Below are 21,867 nucleotides of genomic sequence, written 5' to 3' on the forward strand. Positions count from 1 at the left end.
AAGTAAAATGAAAACAGTATTTAGAACAAGTATTATAATAACAATTATATCAATTACACTTATTGGTTGTGGTCCACGTTTTTGGGGTCATGATGGAGGACATGGTAGTCATTCTAAAGGAATGTCAAAACATAGATAAAATATAACTTTATAGTTGCGGTCAGGAAAAGTTAGTAACAATCAAAAAATGACCGCAATTATAAAGTTATAGTAGGGCTAGAAAAATCTAACCCTTTTTATAAAATGATTAACTATTAAGAAAGAATTTCTTCAATAGTAATATAATCACCAACTCTACCAGTCATTTGCTCTACGTCAGTATTTACTGGAAGTGTTTTTTTACCTGGTCTCCAACCTGCAGGACAAACTTCACCTGTAGCAGTTGCATGTTGCCAAGCTCTAACTTGTCTTAAGAATTCATTTACGTTTCTTCCAACCATTGGTGCTTGAACTTCCTGTGCTACACAAATTCCTTCTGGATTGAATAAGAATCTACCTCTTAAAGCCATTCCTTCTTCTTCAATTAATACTCCAAATTTTTCACTAACTTCAGTAGTTGAATCAGCACCAATAGTAAGTTTTAAACCTTCTAAAATTGGTTCAGTTTCTACAAATCTTTTGTGAGAGAATTTAGTATCTGTTGATACTGCTAAAATTTCAACACCAAGTTCTTGGAACTCATCATAGTGTGCATTCATAGCTGCAATCTCTGTTGGACAAACAAATGTAAAGTCTGCTGGGTAGAAACAAACTACTGCCCATTTACCTTTGTAATCTTCACTTGATACTGTTGTGTAGTGACCTGTTTTTGCATCATATGCATCCATTTTAAATTCTGGGATTTGTTTTTGTACCATTGTTGAGCTCATTTTCTTTCCTTTTTTCACTTCTGTGTTATTATCATTTTGACTAACTTCGTTAGCAACATTTTCTTCTCTAGCTTTAACACTTGTATCGCATGCCATAACTTTTCCTTATTAGGATAATAATTATCCTTTGATAAAAGTATTCTATACCTTCTTTAATTAAATCAAGCTTAATTATAATACTAAATTATATAAATATTATAATTTTAACTTATTTAACTTTTTGTATTAACTTTGATTAACTTTTTATTTAAAGTGTATTTAATTCTTTGATATATACTTTTCAAAATTTAAAAGGAATTAAGATGAATAGAATATTTTTAGCAATATTATTACTAGGTACAACACTGAGTTTTGCAAATGGACCACAAAATGGTCAAGATAGAGAAAAAAGAACTCCTCCACAAGAAGCAATAAGTGCTTGTGAAGGATTAAATAGTGGTGATACTTGTAATATGACAACTCCAAGAGGTGACTCGTTAAATGGAACTTGTCAGAATACTCCTGATGATAAGTATTTTGTATGTATGCCAAAAGGAATGGAGTGGTAACATGAATTCATACTCGGAATTTAACAATTCTGAGATAAAATAAAATGAATAAAGGTTACAAATGAGAAAGAGTAAATACAGTAAAGAGTTCAAAGATTCCACAGTACAATTAATTTTAAATGATGGTGAAAGCGTTGTAAAAGTAGCAAAAGATTTAGGTTTAAATACAAAGACATTATATCATTGGGTTACTATATATAAAAAAGCTCATAATATACCAATACGAGATATAAATTCTTCTTCTAAAGAAAGTGATAATGAAGAACTAAAACGACTGAGACGTGAGAATAAAATACTAAAACAAGAAAGAGACATTTTAAAAAAGGCAGCAGCATACTTCGCAAAAGAAACTCTATAAGGTATGCTTGGATATTTGAGAATAAAAAGAGTTTTAGCATTAAGCTTATGTGTAAAGTTGTTAAAGTAGATTTATCTTCTTATTACCATTGGATAAAAACAGGGTCTGTTGTAAAAAAAGTAGATAAAAAACTTAATGAATTAATTGAGATTATTTTTCTTCAAGGTAGGAATAACTACGGTACTCGTAGGATTAGAGATAAACTAAAAGAATTATATGGATTAATTATTTCAAGAAGACGTATTTCAAATATCATGAAAGATTTAAATCTAAAAGTTAAAATGAAAAGAAGATATAAAAATACAACTGATTCTAATCATAATCTGCCAATTGCACCTAATATCTTAAATAGAGACTTTTATGCTTCAAGTCCAGATCAAAAATATGTAGGGGATATTACTTACATTCCAACAGGTGAAGGCTGGTTATATTTAGCAACGGTAATTGACCTATACTCAAGAAAAGTAGTTGGCTGGAGCATGGATGATACGATGAAAGTATCATTGGTAAATGATGCATTAAGTATGGCAATACTTCATAGGAATCCACCTTCTGGACTCATTTGGCACACAGATAGAGGCTCACAATATGCTTCTTATAGCCATAAAGATTTATTATTAAAAAACAATATTACACAAAGTATGAGTCGAAAAGGCAATTGCTGGGACAATTCTGTTGCTGAGAGTTTTTTTAAATCATTGAAACAAGAATTAGTTTATAACACATATTTTTATACAAAGAAACAAGCTAAAAAAGAGATATTTGAATATATTGAATTTTATTATAATAGAGTTAGAAGTCATAGTTATGTAGGAAATTTATCTCCTGTTAAATTTGAAGAAAAACAAAATGCGTTACAAAGTGAAATGGTGGCTTAGGGATAAGCAAAAAAGTGTATGAATTTTAGTTACCTCTCCAGAATGAAAAAAAGATAATATAGCTTATTTGTATAAATTGACATATAATTTATAGGATTAGCTATTCTAATTCATATTTATTTCTTCTATAATACATAAATTAAAAATTATGAAGGAAATATTATGAGTTTAATTTACGATTATTCAAATCCAACAGCAATTCACTTTGGAAAAGGTCAAATTGCTTCAATAGTAAAACATATAAATAAAGACAATAAAATATTAGTAGTTTATGGTGGTGGTTCAATTAAAAAAAATGGAGTTTATGATGAAGTATCAAAAGCTTTAAATGATTTTGATTGGATAGAGTTTTCAGGAGTTGAAGCAAATCCAAGTTATGAAACTTTATCAAAAGCAGTAGAACTTGCAAAAAAAGAAAAAGTTGATTTTATCTTAGGTGTTGGTGGTGGCTCTGTTATTGATGGTTCAAAATATATAGCAGCAGCTGCACTTTATGATGAAGATGGATGGGCTTTTTTAGATGGAAGTGCAATTATAGAAAAAGCATTACCTCTTGGTGCTGTTTTAACACTACCTGCAACAGGAAGTGAATCAAATGGAAACGCTGTAGTTTCAAAAAAATCAACAAATGAAAAAAGATTTTTTGGTTCACCTTTTGTATACCCAAAATTTGCAGTCTTAGATCCAAGTGTAATGAGTACATTATCAGACAGACAACTTGCAAATGGACTAGTTGATGCATTCGTTCATACATGTGAACAATACTTAACATGTCCAAACACGTCTTTATTACATGATGGATATGCCCAAACTATCTTAAAAGGTTTATTTACTCTTGCAAATACTTGGGATAATAGAAAAGATCCAATTTGGGAAGAGAACTTAATGCTTCTTGCAAATCAAGCATTAAATGGTTTTATTGGTTCCGGAGTTGCACAAGATTGGGCAACACATATGATAGGACATGAATTAACTGCTTTTTATGGAGTTGACCATGCTCAAAGTTTAGCTGTTGTTCAACCATCATTATTAAGAGTAATGATTGAGCAAAAAAGTGAAAAAATAGCACAAATGGGTGAAAATGTTTTTGGAATTAAAAATGATAATGAAGCAGTTATTGTTGCAATTGAAAAAATGTACCAAAGTGTTGGCGTAACAACAAATCTAAACGATTACGAAAGTGTTGATGATAAAGTTATTGAAACTATCATTCCATCACTAAAAGCTCATGGAATGACTGCAATTGGTGAGAATCAAAATATCACTTTAGATATTTGTGAAAAAATTCTTAAAATGGCTATGAAATAATCTATCTTTAGATAATCACAAAAGAGGCTTTGGCTTCTTTTGGTGGATACCCATAATAACTTTTAAAATCTTTAGAGAACTGTGATGAGCTCTCATATCCAGTAGCATAGGCTGTTTCATTTACTTGAAAGTTCTGCCTTGTTAATAAATCTTTTGCCTTATTTAATCTAATTTTCTTAATATATTGTAAGGGACTAAGAGTAGTTACTTTTTTAAAATGTGTATGAAAAGAGGATACACTCATTTCTTCTTCTTTAGCAAGTGTTGAAATATCTAAGTGTTCATTATATTGATTATGAATAGTTTTTAATGTTCTAGTCATTTTTGCTTCCATTTTATTTTCTAAAAACATTTTATGTAAGAAGTGAGAGTTTTCTCCTATTGCAATTCTATAGTAGATTTCTTTTAAAATTGCATCGCCTATAATTGCTGATTCTTCTTTTGATTGAAGTGCTTTTAATAGTCTGTAAATTGAATCTTCTAAATCCATAGTTACTTTATCACTAAAAACAGCTCTTTGTACTAACTTACATTTTTTAGAATCTTCTTTACTTAAAGATGAAATTACATCATGCATAAGTTCTTTTTTAATATCAATTAAAATACATATATAAGGTTCTTCTTTTGATGCAATTGTTTCACACTCAAATGGAAGTGCAGCTGGTACTACAAGATAATTATTGCAGTCATACTCAAACCTCCTATTGGGAAGATAACCTATCTTTTTACCTTGTAGTACAAAAACTAAACAAAAATCGTAAGTTAAAGGAGTTCTAGGTAAAAAAGTAGTTGTTTTATATAAATGCACACCTTTAATATTAGTTCTTGTTAGAGAATCTTCTTTTATAAGTTTATTTGCTTCTTTTAATATTCTATTGTCCATAAAATTTCCAAATATTTTTTTATTTATTATAGTTAAAACTTTGTTAGATTATTTATAAAATGTGTTGATTTCTACAAAAAAGGACTTGTGTGTCAAGTCCTTTTTTATTTTATGAAAGAAGTTTAAGAAGTTCTTTTGCAACAGCTTGTGAAGAAGCTGGATTTTGTCCTGTGATTAGTTTTCCATCAGTTATTGAATATGAATTCCAATCCTCTACTTTAGAATATAAAGCACCTCTTTGTTTTAATTCATCTTCAAGTAAAAATGGAACAATGTCTTGAAGTTGTACAGCTTCTTCTTCTGTATTAGCAAATGCAGTAACTTTTTTGCCTTTTACTAAATAATCACCATTTTCTAGTTTTACATTTAATAAAACAGAAGGTGCATGACATACACTAGCTACTGGTTTATTTGCTTTTACAAAATCTTCAATTAAGGAAATAGAATCTTCATCGTTAGTTAAATCCCATAAAGGACCATGTCCTCCTGGATACATAACGGCATCAAAATCGCTTTCTTTTACACTTGAAAGTTTAATCGTATTTGCTAATATTTTGTTTGCTTGCTCATCAGCTTCAAATCTTTTTGTTGCTTGCGTTTGAAAATCTGGTGCATTACTTGAAGGATCTAAAGGTGGTAAGCCACCTTTTGGACTTGCAAGTGTAATTGTTGCTCCTGCATCTAATAATGTGTAATATGGAGATGCAAACTCTTCTAACCAAAATCCAGTTTTATTATCTGTGTCGCCTAATCTATCATGTGATGTAAGTACTATAAGAATATTCATATTTTTTCCTTTTATTATATTAGTTTGTATTTGCATAATTATAAAATAATATTCAATATGAAGGAATATACAATTATCTAAATAACATGTTAATTTCTACAAATTTTAAATTTGATTGTTTTTAATTCGTCTTATTTCTCTCATTTTAGTTCTAGCAACTTCTCTCATATCAATATTTGTATCAAGTTCATCAACAATTTCAACACCTAAAAGTGTTTCAACAGCATCTTCTAGAGTTACAACTCCTTTTGTTTGTTCATAATTATCTACAACAATAAACATATGTACTTTTTTTAATAAAAAGAGATCGATTAATTTAGATATAGGCACATTTTCATTTACACTAAAAACAGGTTTAATGATTTTTTCTTTATTTTTAATTTTATTTTTAATATATTCGTGAAAATACTCTTTAGAAATAACTATACCAATAATATCATCAATTCCATTATTATAAATAGGAACTCTAGAATATTCTTTGAATTTTTCTAAATCCAAGATACTAGGGTCTTTGAAACTTTTGATTAAATCATTTTTTTGTACTGAAAAAAGTACATTTCTTGGAGTAAATATATCTCTTACTTTAATATTATTTAACTGTAAAAGATTTTCAATTACACTGCTTTCACTCTCTTTTAAGATACCACTTTCTTCTGCAATATTTGCAGTTGCAAGAATCTCTTCTTTTGTAATAACTTCTTTATTCGTTGGCGTTATATAATGTGTAATTTTATTTAAAATAATAAGTAAAGGATAAGTAATAAAAATTAAAAATTTAATACTTCTAGTAGAGAAACCAGATAAACTTTTCCAATAATACGCACCTAAAGTTTTAGGAATAATCTCAGAAAAAATTAAAATTAATAAAGTAAGAATAGCAGAGATATAAAACATGTAGTCTTCACCAAATACTTTGGCAGCTTCCGCCCCAACTCCTGCTGCACCTAATGTATGAGCGAAAGTATTAAGTGTTAAAATAGCAGCAATAGAAAAATCAATATTATTTTTCTGTTTTAGCATTTCTTTGCCAAGTTTTTTGTTTTCTTTTTTTACAAGCTTTATATGTGAAGGTGTAATAGACAGAAGAACTGCTTCTAAAATAGAACATAAAAAGGAGACGCCTACGGCTAATAAAAAGTAAATAAGTATTAACATTTAAAATCCTAGAAAATATTTTGTTGTAATTATAATAAAAGCATAGCAAAGGATTCATAAATCATGAGTGAAATACACTTTATTCACAATTAAAGTAGTAAAGAAATAAATTTCATCATTTTAAATTAACAAATTATTATCTTTTATTAGATAAAATGATTATAATTAATACATAGGGTTATATATGCCAAAAGAAAGAACATTTAAAGAAAGAATTTTAGATTATATATATATTGTTTCAAAGCAGCCAATTTTATTAAGAGACTTGCTTCTTGCAAATAGACAATACAAAGAAGGTATGCATGTGGATCCTGCTAAATTAGGATTTAGATTAAAACTAACTCGTGCTTATATTGTATATACAGGTTTGATTTTATCCATTTTAGTACCTCTTTCCCTTCTTACTCATAAGCCACTAGCAAAAATTGATTCTCATATTTCTATAATTGGAGCTGTTGTTATTACTGCAATAATTTTTATTGGATTTAATTTCTTTAGAGCAAAAATGAGAGATGATATTACTATTGAACTTATTAAAAAATCATGGAAACTACACTTTCCTTTCTTTTCATATGAAGAATATTCAGAAAAAATTGAAGAGATATTTGAACGTTCTTTAAAAGAAGAAGTTCCAAAGAGAGAGCTTGAAAAGTACATTTTAGATAATTTAGCAGAGTAAACTCTTCTAAATTATTTCAAGTTTAATCATAAATAGCTTTTGCTTCTTTGTTTCTTTGTCTTTTTAAATCCATATCAATAAACTTTCCTAAAACATCTTTTTTGCTTTTAGTTGCAAGTGTAATTTTTCTTTTTTCTGGTCTATATTCATAGATAAAAAAACCAGCTTCATTCATTGATAATCTAATAGGTGTAGCAACAGAATAAGAGCTCATAACACAAGTATCATTACAAAGCCTATAGATATCATCAAAATACTCTTTTGTCCATAATTCAACATTAACTTCAGAAGAAAAAGCATCTTGGTATATAATATCGAAGCTTTGTTTTTCTAATGTTTTTATATATTCTCTTGCATCACCAATATTTACTTCAATTTTTATATCTTCATCTTCATATTTTAGATTTTTAGTTACTTCTTTTATAATATGTTTTATATCTTCAAACTCTTTTGGAAAATCAAAGTTTTGTAGTGAAGAGACAAGATTACCATCAAGTTCAGGTGAATAAATACTTACTTTTTTATTTAATTTATTTTTTTTAATATGATAAATTGTTGAAAAAGTGTTATATCCAATTCCAAAACAGATATCTAGGATTTTTAATTCTTTTTTATTTTCATGATATTTAAAAGTTGGAAGTATGTGTTTTGTAAGGGATTCATTGATTGCTCCATCATCGGGATTATGATAATGTTGATTGTACTTTTGTGAGAAAAGTGTGTGCGAACCATCTTTGGTTTGCACAACACTGTTTATGTTATCTTGCAAAGTTTGAAACCATTTTTAAAGACCATTGTCCCAATGATGCATTTTTTTTGCAGTGAAAATATAAGTATCATCAAAAAGTTCAATACAATTCCCAGCTTGAAATCCTAACTCTTCTAATAAGTCTAAAATCTCATATCTGTTATTGTTTTCAATTTTCTCTAAAATTATAATGTTTCCTGAATTTTCAATAGCTTTATACATAAGCTTTAAAATCTCTTTTTTATTTGGACAATAAGATAAAATATTTCCTAATACTATGTATTCGTATTCTCTTGCTGTTGCACGAAGCTTTGCAGAGGATTCATCTTCAAAAGGAATATATTTTATATTCCCTTCATTTTTTTTTCGCACTTGCTCTAACGCAGAATCAACTAAACCCAAAGAGTTATCAATATGTAAGATTGCAATATTAATATAATCTGCAAATAACTCTTTAAATAGTGATAGTTTTTGTTCCATTTAAACTAGTTTCCTAGTGAAGTTAACTTTTCATCAGAAAGATATAAATCTTCATTTGACATTACACCAATATCACTATTTAAGATATTTTGTGCAATTTCTTTTGCTTCAGAAAGTGAATGCATTTCACATGTTCCACATTGGAAAATGTTTAATTCAGGAATATCATCTTGTTTCTTAACTTCAATAACATCTTGCATTGCGGCTCTCCAAGCCTTACCAACTGTTGCTTCATCAGGACTTCCTAATAAACTCATGTAAAAACCAGTTCTACAACCCATTGGTGAAACATCAATGATTTCTACTGTATCACTATTTAAATGATTTCTAATAAATCCTGCAAATAAGTGCTCTAAAGTATGAATACCTTTTTCACTTAACATTGACTCATTTGGTACACAAAATCTTAAATCAAAAACTGTGATAATATCACCTGATGGTGATTTCATTGTTTTTGCAACTCTTACTGCTGGTGCTGGCATAATTGTATGATCAACTCTAAAACTGTCTAATAATGGCATGATTTAATTCCTTTAATTTTTTATATAAATATGTTTGTATTTAATTTGAGATTATATCAAAACTTGTTTAAGTAGCTGATTTTACAAACCAAAAGTAACAAGAAGTTCTGAATTTATTACCTTCACATCTTTAACTAAAGTACTTTTATATGAATCTTCTTTGATTTTATAAATTGGAATATTTTTAAATAATTCATTAAGAAGTGGGTCTAATATTGAAATGAGTTCAGATGAAAAGCTTTGTGAAATTTGATTGTTTTCAAAACTTATATCATTAATTGAGATGTTTCTTAAAAAGAGTGCATTTTTTTCTTTTACAAAATATGGTTCGCCTGCAATAGCAAGTGTTGCAGTTGAATCAGGAATAAAAAATGCTTTTAAATCTAAACCAACAATTGCAGTGATTTGATTCTCACTTATACCTAAACTAGGTTTGTTAACAATAATATTTGCAAGAGTAAAATCTTTTTTGATTGGAAAAATATTTGCTTGCATATTTAATTCATTTGGATTGATATTTAAGGTTAAACCCTCTTTACTAATATTATTTATACATCCTGAAAATAAAACTAAAAGTGAAATAATAAGTAGTAATTGCGTCTTTTTGAAAGCAAACATTTTTTACCTTTTGTTATGATAATTTCGCAATTGTAACATTTTATTTGTTGAACTTTACCTGATATTACTACCTTTCCAAAAAACTGTTCTAAAAGTAAGAGATTCCAGGACATATATATTTTTAAATGTATATTGTTGAAACTATTAATTTCTTTTTTGAACTTCTACTGATTCCTCTGCCCACTCTACAAATTTATCAGAATCCTCAAGAACATACTCTTTGAAATTTTCTGATACAGTTATCTCATTTCCATATTATTTTATTTAAATAAAACTCTTTATCTTCTAGTGTATCAATATCTAAAGCAAGTTTATTATCAAGTTCTACAAATTCTACAGGATTATTCTCCAAGAATTTTCTTGCACCATAATCAGCATTTAATTCAATTAAATGCTTAAAATATTTTTTAGGAAATATTGAAGGAACAGCAAATCTATTATAATATTTTGAACAAACAATTTTACTCTTATTTATTACAGACTTTTCAATCAACTTTTCGTAATGAGAGTTAGGTATTAAAGGTTGATCACAAAGCATAAGTAAAACATTTTCTGTAAGAGGAATATTTTTCATAGCATAAGAAATTGAACTTCCCATACCTTCTTTATAATTTGAATTTACAATTATTGAAACAGGTAAATCTTTTATCTCTTTTCTTATTTCTTCACTCTTATATCCTAAAACTACAACTATACTTGAAGTAAGTTTCAAAGCATTTTCAATTGCTTTTTCTAACAAAGATTTGTCTTTAACTCTTATAAGTTGTTTAGGTTCTCCTAATCTTTTTGATGAACCTGCAGCAAGAATTAAAATTGTCAAGTTATCAGATTTTTCCATTTTTCTTTGCCTCTATTTGAGAACATATTGAAAGAGCTATTGCTTGATGAGTATTCCCTCCAATATCAAAGCCAACTGGAGCAAAAAATCTTTTATCATTTTCTAATTTAAACTGTTCAATTTTTCTTTTCATATTCTTTTTATTCCCCATCATTCCAATATATTCTGCATTTGAATTAAGTAAAGCTTTTAAATAAATATCATCAGTTTTTGGACTATGACTTAATATAACTGAAGCATTATAAGAGCTTAAATCCATTGTTAGAATATCTTCTACTTTTTCTAATTCTATTAGTTCATCTGCTTCGTTTACATATTCTTTTATCTTTAGATCTATCACCGTTGTTTTCCAAGCCATTAAATTTGCCATTGAAATAAGTGATTTTACATGGGCTCCTGAGCCAAAAATTAATAAATTATAAGGAGACTCAATAGTTTGATAAAACTCATCATTTTCAAGTTTAGTATCACATTTTTCATCAAGAATCTTGTAACTATTATCTTTAGTTGAACGAACTAGTGTTTTTCCTATATTCTCTTTTGCTAATCCTACTACTCCATAGTTTTCACTTAAAAAAAAAGGCTGCAGAAAATATTTACTATGTCCATGTCCAGATGATTCATCTTGAGGAATAGATTCAAATATATAGGATTCTTTGCTATTAAAAATATCTTTTGAAGCTTCTAAAATCTTATTATGTAAGAAAGGACTTCCTAAAACACCTATAAACTCTCCAATTGAGTTTACAAGTAGCATATTCCCTGCTTTAGCATAAGTAGAGCCTTGTGTTTGGATAACACTAGCTACAACTATATCTAAAGCTTTTCTTCTAGAATCTTCTATAAATTTCAAAAACTCTTTATTTGAAAACATTTTTTATCCCATTTTTATGGGCATTGAAGTATACAACTTACCTGTTGCATCAAAGATTGCATTTGGAACGGCAGCTAAAATTGGAGGAGTTCCAGGTTCACCAATACCACCAATTTTTTCACCAGAGTTAATAATACTTACTTCAATATCAGGTACATCAGAAATTCTTGTAACTGTATAATCATAGAAGTTGCTTTGAATAGTTGCTCCATCTTTTATTGTAATTTCACTACTTAAAAGTGTTGCAAGACCAAAATTAATACCTCCAACCATTTGATTTTCAACATTTTGAGGATTAAATGCAAATCCACAATCAACTGAACACCAAACTTTTTCAACTTTATAGCTATCTTTTGAAACTCTTACTTTTGCAACTTGAGCACATATAGAGCCAAATGATTCAACAATAGCTACTCCATATCCTACATTTTTCTCTTTTTTTCTATTTTTCCAGTTAGATTTCTTAGCTACATCATCAAGCAGGTCTATAAATCTTTGATTTGTTAACATAGATTTTCTATATTCAATTGGGTCTTTTTTTGCATAATATGCCGCTTGGTCAATACTACACTCAACTGTTTGAGCAGATTGAGTATGTCCTACGGATCTCCACCATAATACAGGAATAGGTGAGCTTGTAATATATGCTTGCATATCATGATTCTCAATACTATAAGGATGAGAAGCTAAGCCTTCTTTTTGTGCCCCATCTACACCATCTTTAAATCCAAAGCCTTCAAAAGGTGAACCTTTGAATATTGATTGGCTTACCACTTTTGCATCAAAAGCAGTAATATCGCCATGTTCATCTAATGCTAGTTTAACTTTGTTTTTATATTTTGGTCTATAACTTCCAAGTTTAATATCATCTTCTCTTGTCCATAAAGTTAAAATAGGATAACCTTCATCTTTTGCTACAAAAAGTCCTTCAAGTACAAAATCAAGGTTAATTGCACCTCTTCGACCAAAAGCTCCACCTAAATAAGGTGTATTATATGTAATGTTTGAAGCTTCAACTCCAAGAACTTTTAGTGCTGCAGCAAAAGCTAAAGTTTGTGATTGTGCTGTTGACCAAAGTGTTGCTTTCCCCTTTTTATGATGTGCTGCAAAACTTAAAGGTTCCATTGGTGCATGAGCAAGAAAAGGAAAGTTATAATTAAGTTCGATAACTTTTTTTGCTTCTTTAAATGCTTTTGCAGAATCACCATCTTTTCTCATTGATGCACCATCTTTTTCCATAAGTGAAGAGTACTCTTCATCCATAGATTTAGTATTTACCTTAGAAAATTCTCCTAAGTCCCATTCAACTTTTAAATCATTTAAAGCCTCTTTTGCTACATACCAAGAGTCTGCAATAACTGCAATACCTGTTGGAATTTGCTTAACTTTGATTACACCTTTTCTTTTTTCTACATTACTTGCATCAAAGCTTTTAACTTTTGCTCCAAATACTGTGGGGTGAAGTACAGCAGCATACTTAAGTCCATCAACTCTAATATCTAAACCAAAATCAGCATTACCAGTAACTTTTGCCCAAGCTTCTTTAGGATGTCTTGAGTGAGGTTTTCCTACAATTGTACAATCATTTAAATTTTTAATTTTAGGATCTTTTGGAACTTTGATTGAAGCTAAATCAGATACTAACTGCCCAAAAGTAAACTCTTCTTTTGTTCTTTTATTTGTTACTTTTGAATCTTTTGTTTCAACATCATAAGCTCTTACTTTCCATTTTTTAGAAGCAGCTTCTTTTATCATAATATTTAAAGCAGAACCTATTTTTCTCATTTCTAACTGTTTTGCAACAATAGAACTTGAACCACCTGTAATCATAAGTGGACCATAAAAATGATTATATACAGGAGCAACTGTTGCAGCTTTGAAGTTAATCTCTTCCCAATTTACATTTAACTCTTCTGCAATACACATAGCTAAAGTTGTATATGTACCTTGACCCATTTCAACTTGTCCCATAATAAAATTAATTGTATTATCAGAATTTATTTCAACAAAAGCATTTGGTTGTAAGGCTACTTCTTTTGTATCTTCTGCTCTTGATTTACTTGGAATATAAAAACCAATAACAAATGCAGATGCTGTAAGTGACGTAGTTTTTAAAAAATCTCTTCTTTCCATTTTACACTTCCTTTGTAGCAGCTTTTATTGCTGTTTTGATTTTATTATATGTTCCACATCTACAAATATTTCCATCCATTGCTGATATAATCTCATCATCATTTGGGTTTGGGTTTTTCTTTAAAAGTCCTGCCGCATTCATTATTTGTCCTGATTGACAATATCCACATTGAACAACATCTTCTTTTACCCAAAATTTTTGAAGATTATGTACTGTTTTATCTTCTTTTGTTTCAATAGTGGTAATTCTTGCATTACCAACTGTGCTAATTGGCGTTGCACAACTCCTAACAGATTCTTCATCCATTAATACTGTACATGCTCCACATTGACCAACTCCACATCCAAACTTTGTACCTGTTAGATTTAAGCTGTCTCTTAATACCCATAGAAGTGGAGTATCAGGAGATACATCAACTGAATAAACTTTTTCATCAACTGTTAATTTTATTGACATAGTTTTCCTTTTTATTTTTTATAATATATTAACCATAATATTCCATACTTACCATACTAAAAAATACAAATTTCATATCAAATTCTACAAATTTAACATCCTCTTTTAATTTTTGAGTTATCTGCAAAATATTTAATATTTATATTATTACTTACAATTTTCTTGTAATTACTTTATCAACAAGTGGAGAAATAAGCCAAGTTATCCATTTAGGCAGTACTTTTTTAGGTATGGGATATGCATTTTCATATTTTGGTGCTAATGCTTTTACCCTCTCTAATAATGAACTATTGTGTCCCATTGTGATATATCTTCGAGAAACTTCATGTATAAATCCAGCTGCAGTTGGTCTTTTTCATGTTCTTGCAACAGTATTAGTTTCAGTCTCAATTTTATTTGCTTTGGGTTCATTTATAGACTTAAAATAAATAAAAAACATTATATTAAGATAAATTAAATTGTTCTAAGTTAATACTTTATAGAATAAGTTTAATAACCTGTAGGTTTTGAACTTCTGATAATTTTTAAACTATTATATAGTGTCTATGATTATATAATAGTGACTCAAAACGTTATTAAATACTAATTTTTTGTAGTTCTAATTTATAACCAATTCCCGAATAATTCACAATAATATTTTTATCAGTCTTTTTTCTCAAATCTCTAATAAGAGATTTTAATGCAGCACTTGTGCATTCATTATTCCATATAGTGTATTCTATTTCTTCATAAGAAATAATTCTTCCTTGATTTTGTATTAATAAATTAAGAAGTAAGCTCTCTTTTTTATTTAATACAAATGATTCATTGTTTTTGATGATACTTTGAGTTTGGAAATTGAAAAACATATCGTCAGATATTTTAAAGTTACTATATATACGACGTTCTATGATTTCCATACATTTGTTTAGTGCTTGAATTAAAATTTCACTTTTAAAAGGTTTTATCAAATACTTTGTAATATAGAGTTCTAATAATTGGCTTAGATATTGATTGTCTTTATTATTTGAGATTACTATAAAAGCAGTTTTTATATCATCTTTTCTAAGTTCAACTAAAAAGTCAATAATATCTTTATTTTCAAAATTACTATCAATTATGATTAAGCAAGGAGATTGTTTGATATATTGTAACTTTGCATCATCTATATTTGTAGTGCAACTAACTTTTTTTACACTCTCGCAAAGAAGGGAATATAGCTTCTCTTCTTTGTATTGATTATCCATGATATAAAGTACAGATAAATCACTAAGTTCCATTTATTTCCTTATATTTGTTTTAATATTTCTTCACTTGTTTGTACATTTGCATAAGCAAAACTAAGTGCTGCCATAATTGTGGCATGAGCTAATTTAGCTTCTACTTTTACACCGTTAAACTCTATATTGCTTGTAGCACAAGCATCATGTGCTAAAAAGCAATTATATCCATAATCACTAGCGGCTCTTGTCACTGCATCGATGCACATATATGACATTGCTCCAACGATGATAACATTTGTAATATTAGACTCATCCAAAATAGCTTTTAAATCTGTGTTTAAAAAAGCATTTACACCATTTTTTAAAACTTGAGATTCATTTTCTTTTGGAGTTAAAGATTCATGAATTGTAGAACCTTTTGTATTTGGAGCAAAAAATGGAGGATTATCTCCTTGAAATTCATGTCTTACATGAACAATTTTTAAGTTTTTTTCTCTTGCTTTTGTAAGAATTTTTAATGTATTTTCTGCGGCTTCTTCTGTTTTGTATAAAGGCCATTTTGCATCTTTGATGCTTCCAAAGTAGTCATTTTGTAAATCTATGATTATTAAAGCTGTATTTTCCATTATCTTTCCTTTTATTTTTTTAATTGTTCTAACTAAAAGTATATAAATTAATAGAGGGAAAAAAGAAGGATTATATATTTTTACAATTTTTTAGCAAAAATGGGAGCAAGATTCATAACAATTAAAAGCCTTACAATATGATGTAAAGTAATATATGGAACATTTGCAGCAATTAGTATGGCTATTAGGTTTATCTCCGCTTGTCCTCCTGGAGAGAAAGCTAGAAGAATTGATTCTATTGGAAAATCGAATAATACAGAAGCTAAAAATATAAAAGATGCTGAGGTTATTGCAAGAATTATAAAATGTCCAAAAGTTGAAACTAAAGTTTTTACGATAGTTTTAAATTCCACACCTTTAAAAGTAAAACCTATAATTGTTCCAAATACGACTTGTACAAACTTTAAAAACTCATCAGGCATTGGAGTATGAATTAACCCACTTGAATGTAAAAGGATACTAATTATCATAGGTCCCATTAGAAAAGCTGCTGACATATTAACTTTTTTTGCAAGCATTCCCGCAAGTGTACCTGCAAATAATAGTATTGTTAATTCAAATAAATCAATATTTATTATTGGAGTTGTTATGATTTTATTTCCACTAATATCAATATGAAAAATATATTGAATTATAAAAGGGAGAGAAACTACTACAAAAAATAATCGTGATGATTGAACTAGTGTTATCTTTGATATATCTGCTTTTATTTGCTCACCTATGATTACCATTTCAATAACACCACCTGGCATTGAAGATAAATATGCAGTCTTTTTATCAAAGCCTATAAATCTGTGATAATAATACATTCCCAAAATAATAGTCAAAATAGAGTAGGGAATTATAAGTAATAAACTTAAAAAATACACATCTAAAAACTGCAAAATTTCAGGAGTAAAAGCGCTACCAATTGTAAGACCAATCATAATTCGTGCAGGAGTTGAAAATATTTTAGGAGTTTGTATTGGAAGATTTTCAAATCTCATTAAAATTGCAGAAGCAAAAATAGAACCTAAAAGCCAAGGTAAAGGAAGTGATAAATATATGAAAAATATTGAGCCTAAGCTTGCAATAAAAAGAGTAAATGACATTTTAAATAAAGGTTTTATAATAGTCATGTACTCTCTTTTTTAGTTTTTATATTAAGTTTGTTTTAACTTTTTCCGTCAAAATCGTTTTCTCTTACCTTTGCAACTGTATCATTTGCACTCTTATTTGTTTCCATTGCAATTGTGTTGGTTCTATCTGCTACAGAAGCATTTTGTTGCGTAAATTTATCTAATTGATTTACTGCGTCACTTATTTGTGTCATTCCTGTATTTTGTTCTTGAGCTGCATTTGAAACATCATCAATTAAGTGACTTGTTTCTTCAATTCTTGCTTCAAGTTCAGTAAAGCCTTCAATCATTGAAGAACTTATTTCTTTTCCTTCATTTGCTTTTATCGTAGCTGATTCAACTAAGTCTTTAATCTCTTTTGCGGCTTCTGCACTTCTACTCGCAAGATTTCTTACTTCTGCTGCTACAACTGCAAAGCCTTTGCCAGCTTCTCCTGCAGTTGCTGCTTCTACAGCTGCATTTAATGAAAGAATATTTGTTTGGAAAGCAATTTGGTCAATTACTGAAATTGCGTCATTAATTGCTATAACCGTTTCATTAATATCATCCATAGAATTTACAGTTTTAGTTGCTAAGTCTTTTCCAATATTTGCAGAGTTTTGAGTTTTTCTAGAAATTGCTAACATTTCATGTGCTTTTTCACTTGTTTGTTTAATATTTCCAGTAATCTCTTCTATAGATGCAGCTGTTTCTTCTAATGAAGCAGCTTGACTATTTGCATTTTGGTTTAAGATATTTACATTTGATGTTAATTCTTCAGAGCGTTTTTGTAAACTTTGTCCATCATTTTGATTATCTTGTAAAATTTTCGTTATCATTTTATTCATATTTATAATATCATTACCAATTTTTCCACTATTTGTAGGATCAATCTTTTCAGTAAAGTTTCTTTTTGCATATTGTTCTAAAACATCGCTTAGTGCGTTAATATTAGTTCCTACTAAAGTTTGTACATTATCAAGCATATTATTTAATAATGATTTTAACTCTTCTAAGGATTCATTATTTGTCGAACTAGAAATTCTTTTTTCTAAGAAACCTTCTCCTACATGGTTTACTATATCTTTTACATCATTAATTAAAACATTATCTTGCTCAATAATGTTTTTTGTCTTTTCTATATTTTCATTAATTAGTGTAGACATTTGTCCAATTTCATCATTTGATGTAATAACTAAACTTTTTATCTCTTTTTCTTCTTTATTAACATATTTAAAAAAGCTTAATAATCCATTTTGAAAGTTTGTTAATGGAGTAAATATAATTTTTTTCATAAATAGAATAATTAAAAACGAAATAATTACAATTACAATAATAATTTGTGTAACAATAGAAACTATACTACTATCAATACTCTCATTAGTCTCTTCATTCATCTGTGCTACTTTTTCTTCAATTTCAGTAACGTATGAACCTGTTCCTATTATAAAATCCCAAGGCTCGAATTTTTTTACATATGAGAATTTTTCAAATTCTCCAGTTTTTCCTGGTATTCCCCAATAGTATTTTACTAATGAACCTTCTTTTTTTTCATTTGTACTTTTTACAATTTCTCTATATAAATACTTACCTTTCTTATCTTTAAAATCATAAAGGTTTTTTCCTGCTAATTCAGGTTTAGCACCATGCATTAAAACAACATGATTCGAATCATTAATCCAATAATAACCATTTTTACCATATTTCATTTTTGAAATTGCATCTAATGCTTCAGCTTTCATTTTTTCTTCTACATCAGTTAAGTATGACCCTGTTCCTATAATCCAATTTAGAGGTTTAAACATTTTTACATAAGAGACTTTTAATTGGTCTTTCTCAAAGCCTGGTTTTGGCCATAAATATGTAATAAATCCATCTGCTTTTTCAGATTTTCCTGCTTTTAAAAGTTCTTGGATAATCATCACACCATTTGTATCTTTTAATTTTGATAAATCTTTACCTTCTAATGAGGGTTTAATAGGATGAACCATATTAATACCATTTGGATTATATGCAAAAAAATAACCACTTTCTCCAAATCTTGATGCTGAAATAATTGATTTTATTCTTTGTTTTAATTCTTCATTTGAAAGTGTGTCTTTATATTTATTATATTCACTATTTATAATAGTAAAAATAAAATTTGTTTGTTCTAATAAATAATTTTCAACTTCAGCTTGTATTTTATCTTGTGCAGTTCTTTCATGATATGATTCAATTGTTTTATATGCTAGAGAAACATAGTTTTTTAACTCTTCTTCCTTTGCTTTAAAAGCACTAGAGCTTGATTTTTCTATTATTGAATTTGATGTGGATTTTAAACTAATAATTGATTGAGCTAACATAATTACTGTTATTAATACCATTGAACCTATTATTGTTGATAATAATTTTATCTTTATTGAACCATTTTTAAACATTATAACATCCTTCTAAAAAGTTACTTTTATGTAATATAATAACATAAGAATAGTAAAATTTGAGATTAAACATAAAAAATAATTTTTCTGAGTTTTGTATTAGTATTTATGGTGTATGGTGTAAGAGCTTTTTTATGTGATTAACTTAGAGCATTAAAATATAAATATTTTAATGCTCTAGGAAGAAATTACATTCTAATTTCTTCTCTTTTTTGTAAGAATTCCCATCTTTTATCAATTCTTGTTTGCCACTCATCAATAATGTATTCATATTGAGGTGTAAATAAGTGTTTAAATCTAGGTTGTGCTGCTAAATAATCTTTTACAGGAAGTATATTTTTAGGTCTATATGTAATATTTAGTTCTGTACCATCAATGATTTCATATAATGGAAATACAAGAGAATCGACTGCTAAATCAGAGACCTCAATAGTTTGATTTGGAGCAAATTTCCATTCAGTCGTACATGCTGACATTGCATTTATAAATACTGGACCTTCAGTATCAAAACCTCTTTGGATTTTTTTAACCATATCCTTCCATTTATTTGGTGCAACTTGTGCAACATAAGGTGAACCATGAGCAGCCATAATAGAAACAATATCTTTTTTCTGTCTTTTTTCACCATAAGAGTCAGTTCCTGCTGGTGCTGTTGTCGTACTTGAACCAATTGGAGTTGATGATGACCTTTGACCTCCTGTATTTGCATAAACTTCATTGTCTAAACAAACGTACATGAAATCATGTCCTCTTTCAAAACAACCTGAAATCCATTGGAATCCAATATCATAAGTTGAACCATCTCCTCCAAAAGTTACAAACTTAGGAGTTGGAGTGTCTTTACTTATTCTTCCTTTATTTCTTAGAGCTTTATTCATTGTCTCAACACCTGCCATTGCTGTTGATGAGTTTTCAAACCCAATATGAATCCAAGAACAATCCCATGAAGTATGAGGATAAATTGCTGTACAAACTTCCAAACAACCAGTTGAAGCTGATACTACTAAGTTATCATTTGTTGCATTTAATACTTCTCTTACAATAATAGAGTGAGCACAACCTGGACATAGAAGGTGTGAACCTTCGAATCTTTCAGCTGCAGTTGAAAATGATTTTAAATTTTTAATTACTTTTTGAGTACTCATATTTATTTTCCTTTCACGTCGTAAAATTCTAATGTTGGACCTCTAACACCAATTAGTGTTTGGATTTTTCCAGAAATTTTCCCAGCTTTTGCATCTGAATCTAATTTTCTAAAGATATCTTTTAATTGTGCAACTGTCATATCTCTACCACCTAATCCATAAATTAAGTTTGTTACTAATGGTCTTGCTGGAGTGTTAATAAGTGCACCAGATATTTCATTATATAAAGCACCAACTGTTCCACCAGGAGCTGATCTATCCATGCAAGCAACTGCTTTTACATTTTGCAAAGAATCTGCAATTTCTTCAAGAGGGAAAGGTCTAAATACTCTAGGCGCAACTATTCCTATTTTTATTCCCTCTTCTTTTCTAATTTGATCAACTGCAAGTGTAGCTGTTTCAAAAGTTGAACCTAAACAAACAATTGCAATTTCTGCATCGTCCATTTTATATTGTTCTACTACTTTATATTCTCTATTTGTTAACTCTTTAAATTGCTTAAATGTATCTTTAATAACATCCATTGAAGCCATTAAAGCTGCATGTTGCTTAGCTTTATGTTCAAAGTGCCAATCTTGTTCAGTTTGCACACCATGAGTTACTGGCTTGTCAAAGTTTAATAGTGCATTAACAGCTAAGTAATCACCAATAAATTTTGAGGCAATTTCATCTTTTAATGGTTTAACATTTTGAGCTGTATGAGATGTCATAAAACCATCTTGGTTAGAAATAACTGGAAGTCTAACAGATGGATGTTCTGAAATTTTAAATGACATTAAAGTCATATCATAAGCTTCTTGTGGAGAGAAAGCATCTATTGAAACCCAACCAGCATCTCTAGTTAAATATAAATCTGAATGGTCACCATTTACATTTAATGGAGATGCTAAAGCTCTATTTACTAAACATAAAACAACAGGAATTCTCATTCCTGATGCTTGATATAAAGTTTCAATCATTAGTGCTAAACCTTGTGAAGAAGTTGCCGTTGCAACTCTACCACCAGCTGCTCCAGCTCCTATACATGCAGACATTGCAGCATGTTCAGATTCAACCATAATTACTTCGCCATCTACATATCCATTTGCATGAAACATTGCATAATTTTCAACTGTAGCAGTTGATGGTGTAATAGGATATGCCGCAACAACATCAACATCAGCTTGTCTAATAGCTTGTGAGTTTGCCATGTTTCCATCCCAAACTTCAACGTCTTTTAGTATCATTTCTTTGCTATTCATAC

25 protein-coding genes are annotated in these 21,867 nt (G+C 28.8%); 7 read left to right on the plus strand and 18 right to left on the minus strand.

Annotation, left to right across the window (positions count from 1 at the left end; all coding sequences use genetic code 11):
* The first annotated feature begins 7 nt into the window (after nt 1-7).
* Complete coding sequence (locus tag LPB137_RS14695) at nt 8-139, plus strand: hypothetical protein (protein WP_265936462.1); 132 nt, start codon at nt 8-10, stop codon at nt 137-139.
* A 115-nt stretch (nt 140-254) separates the two neighbouring features.
* Here LPB137_RS14695 and LPB137_RS00905 read toward each other — a convergent pair whose 3' ends face one another.
* On the minus strand, nt 255-965 hold the full coding sequence (locus LPB137_RS00905) for a peroxiredoxin (RefSeq protein ID WP_076083145.1): 711 nt from the start codon (nt 963-965) through the stop codon (nt 255-257).
* A gap of 206 nt (nt 966-1,171) precedes the next feature.
* Here LPB137_RS00905 and LPB137_RS00910 point away from each other — a divergent pair, with 206 nt between their 5' ends.
* From LPB137_RS00910 to LPB137_RS00925, 4 genes are all read left to right on the plus strand, one after another.
* Nucleotides 1,172-1,417 carry a hypothetical protein gene (locus tag LPB137_RS00910; protein ID WP_076083148.1) on the plus strand — a complete coding sequence of 82 codons (246 nt, stop codon included), beginning with the start codon at nt 1,172-1,174 and terminating at the stop codon, nt 1,415-1,417.
* A 61-nt stretch (nt 1,418-1,478) separates the two neighbouring features.
* On the plus strand, nt 1,479-1,775 hold the full coding sequence (locus tag LPB137_RS00915) for a transposase (RefSeq protein ID WP_076083151.1): 297 nt from the start codon (nt 1,479-1,481) through the stop codon (nt 1,773-1,775).
* Nucleotides 1,772-2,653, plus strand: a complete 882-nt coding sequence (locus LPB137_RS00920; RefSeq protein WP_237671630.1) for an IS3 family transposase — start codon at nt 1,772-1,774, stop codon at nt 2,651-2,653. The genes LPB137_RS00915 and LPB137_RS00920 overlap by 4 nt, the downstream gene beginning before the upstream one ends.
* Before the next feature lie 162 nt (nt 2,654-2,815).
* Nucleotides 2,816-3,961 (plus strand): iron-containing alcohol dehydrogenase, encoded by a 1,146-nt coding sequence (locus LPB137_RS00925; protein ID WP_076083156.1) that lies wholly within the window; start codon nt 2,816-2,818, stop codon nt 3,959-3,961.
* 7 nt (nt 3,962-3,968) lie between these two features.
* Here the strand turns inward: LPB137_RS00925 and LPB137_RS00930 are convergent, their stop codons facing one another.
* The 3 genes from LPB137_RS00930 to LPB137_RS00940 all read right to left on the minus strand — a co-directional run bounded on the left by LPB137_RS00930 (nt 3,969) and on the right by LPB137_RS00940 (nt 6,786).
* The gene (locus LPB137_RS00930) at nt 3,969-4,844 is read right to left on the minus strand and encodes an AraC family transcriptional regulator (RefSeq protein ID WP_076083159.1); all 876 of its coding nucleotides are present in this window, start codon (nt 4,842-4,844) and stop codon (nt 3,969-3,971) included.
* 109 nt (nt 4,845-4,953) lie between these two features.
* Nucleotides 4,954-5,631: a type 1 glutamine amidotransferase domain-containing protein gene (locus LPB137_RS00935; RefSeq protein WP_076083162.1), complete on the minus strand. Its 678-nt coding sequence runs from the start codon at nt 5,629-5,631 to the stop codon at nt 4,954-4,956.
* 105 nt (nt 5,632-5,736) lie between these two features.
* A complete protein-coding gene (locus LPB137_RS00940) occupies nt 5,737-6,786 on the minus strand; it encodes a CNNM domain-containing protein (protein ID WP_076083165.1) in 1,050 nt (349 codons plus the stop codon).
* 184 nt (nt 6,787-6,970) lie between these two features.
* On the opposite strand from LPB137_RS00940, the gene LPB137_RS00945 reads away from it, so the two are divergent.
* Nucleotides 6,971-7,465, plus strand: a complete 495-nt coding sequence (locus LPB137_RS00945) for a hypothetical protein (protein ID WP_076083168.1) — start codon at nt 6,971-6,973, stop codon at nt 7,463-7,465.
* Nucleotides 7,466-7,487: 22 nt separating this feature from the next.
* Here LPB137_RS00945 and LPB137_RS00950 read toward each other — a convergent pair whose 3' ends face one another.
* The 8 genes from LPB137_RS00950 to LPB137_RS00985 all read right to left on the minus strand — a co-directional run bounded on the left by LPB137_RS00950 (nt 7,488) and on the right by LPB137_RS00985 (nt 14,134).
* On the minus strand, nt 7,488-8,234 hold the full coding sequence (locus LPB137_RS00950) for a tRNA (5-methylaminomethyl-2-thiouridine)(34)-methyltransferase MnmD (RefSeq protein WP_076083171.1): 747 nt from the start codon (nt 8,232-8,234) through the stop codon (nt 7,488-7,490).
* A gap of 15 nt (nt 8,235-8,249) precedes the next feature.
* The gene (locus LPB137_RS00955; RefSeq protein ID WP_076083174.1) at nt 8,250-8,693 is read right to left on the minus strand and encodes a hypothetical protein; all 444 of its coding nucleotides are present in this window, start codon (nt 8,691-8,693) and stop codon (nt 8,250-8,252) included.
* Nucleotides 8,694-8,698: 5 nt separating this feature from the next.
* Entirely contained in the window at nt 8,699-9,214 is a 516-nt protein-coding gene (gene luxS / locus LPB137_RS00960; protein ID WP_076083177.1) for an S-ribosylhomocysteine lyase, read from the minus strand.
* 81 nt (nt 9,215-9,295) lie between these two features.
* Entirely contained in the window at nt 9,296-9,832 is a 537-nt protein-coding gene (locus tag LPB137_RS00965; protein ID WP_076083180.1) for a DUF1439 domain-containing protein, read from the minus strand.
* A gap of 244 nt (nt 9,833-10,076) precedes the next feature.
* Entirely contained in the window at nt 10,077-10,670 is a 594-nt protein-coding gene (locus LPB137_RS00970; RefSeq protein ID WP_076083182.1) for a nucleotidyltransferase family protein, read from the minus strand.
* A complete protein-coding gene (locus LPB137_RS00975) occupies nt 10,657-11,544 on the minus strand; it encodes an XdhC family protein (protein WP_076083185.1) in 888 nt (295 codons plus the stop codon). Before LPB137_RS00975 ends, LPB137_RS00970 begins: the two co-directional genes overlap by 14 nt.
* Nucleotides 11,545-11,547: 3 nt before the next feature.
* Nucleotides 11,548-13,677 carry a molybdopterin cofactor-binding domain-containing protein gene (locus tag LPB137_RS00980; protein ID WP_076083188.1) on the minus strand — a complete coding sequence of 710 codons (2,130 nt, stop codon included), beginning with the start codon at nt 13,675-13,677 and terminating at the stop codon, nt 11,548-11,550.
* Between the two features lies 1 nt (nt 13,678).
* Nucleotides 13,679-14,134 (minus strand): (2Fe-2S)-binding protein, encoded by a 456-nt coding sequence (locus LPB137_RS00985; protein WP_076083190.1) that lies wholly within the window; start codon nt 14,132-14,134, stop codon nt 13,679-13,681.
* 230 nt (nt 14,135-14,364) lie between these two features.
* Between LPB137_RS00985 and LPB137_RS14175 the strand changes: the two genes are divergently transcribed.
* The gene (locus tag LPB137_RS14175) at nt 14,365-14,562 is read left to right on the plus strand and encodes a hypothetical protein (protein WP_156981715.1); all 198 of its coding nucleotides are present in this window, start codon (nt 14,365-14,367) and stop codon (nt 14,560-14,562) included.
* A gap of 147 nt (nt 14,563-14,709) precedes the next feature.
* Here the strand turns inward: LPB137_RS14175 and LPB137_RS00990 are convergent, their stop codons facing one another.
* The 6 genes from LPB137_RS00990 to LPB137_RS01015 all read right to left on the minus strand — a co-directional run bounded on the left by LPB137_RS00990 (nt 14,710) and on the right by LPB137_RS01015 (nt 21,865).
* Entirely contained in the window at nt 14,710-15,393 is a 684-nt protein-coding gene (locus tag LPB137_RS00990) for a response regulator transcription factor (RefSeq protein WP_076083193.1), read from the minus strand.
* Between the two features lie 8 nt (nt 15,394-15,401).
* Nucleotides 15,402-15,962 (minus strand): cysteine hydrolase family protein, encoded by a 561-nt coding sequence (locus LPB137_RS00995; protein WP_076083196.1) that lies wholly within the window; start codon nt 15,960-15,962, stop codon nt 15,402-15,404.
* Nucleotides 15,963-16,042: 80 nt separating this feature from the next.
* Complete coding sequence (locus LPB137_RS01000) at nt 16,043-17,080, minus strand: AbrB family transcriptional regulator (RefSeq protein WP_076083199.1); 1,038 nt, start codon at nt 17,078-17,080, stop codon at nt 16,043-16,045.
* A gap of 35 nt (nt 17,081-17,115) precedes the next feature.
* Nucleotides 17,116-19,479 carry a methyl-accepting chemotaxis protein gene (locus LPB137_RS01005; protein ID WP_076083202.1) on the minus strand — a complete coding sequence of 788 codons (2,364 nt, stop codon included), beginning with the start codon at nt 19,477-19,479 and terminating at the stop codon, nt 17,116-17,118.
* A 188-nt stretch (nt 19,480-19,667) separates the two neighbouring features.
* A complete protein-coding gene (locus tag LPB137_RS01010) occupies nt 19,668-20,624 on the minus strand; it encodes a thiamine pyrophosphate-dependent enzyme (protein WP_076083204.1) in 957 nt (318 codons plus the stop codon).
* Nucleotides 20,625-20,626: 2 nt separating this feature from the next.
* Nucleotides 20,627-21,865: a 2-oxoacid:ferredoxin oxidoreductase subunit alpha gene (locus LPB137_RS01015; protein WP_076083207.1), complete on the minus strand. Its 1,239-nt coding sequence runs from the start codon at nt 21,863-21,865 to the stop codon at nt 20,627-20,629.
* Nucleotides 21,866-21,867: the final 2 nt, after the last annotated feature.

Origin of the sequence: Poseidonibacter parvus, assembly GCF_001956695.1 — a bacterium.
In the GTDB taxonomy this organism is placed as follows: Bacteria; Campylobacterota; Campylobacteria; order Campylobacterales; family Arcobacteraceae; genus Poseidonibacter; species Poseidonibacter parvus.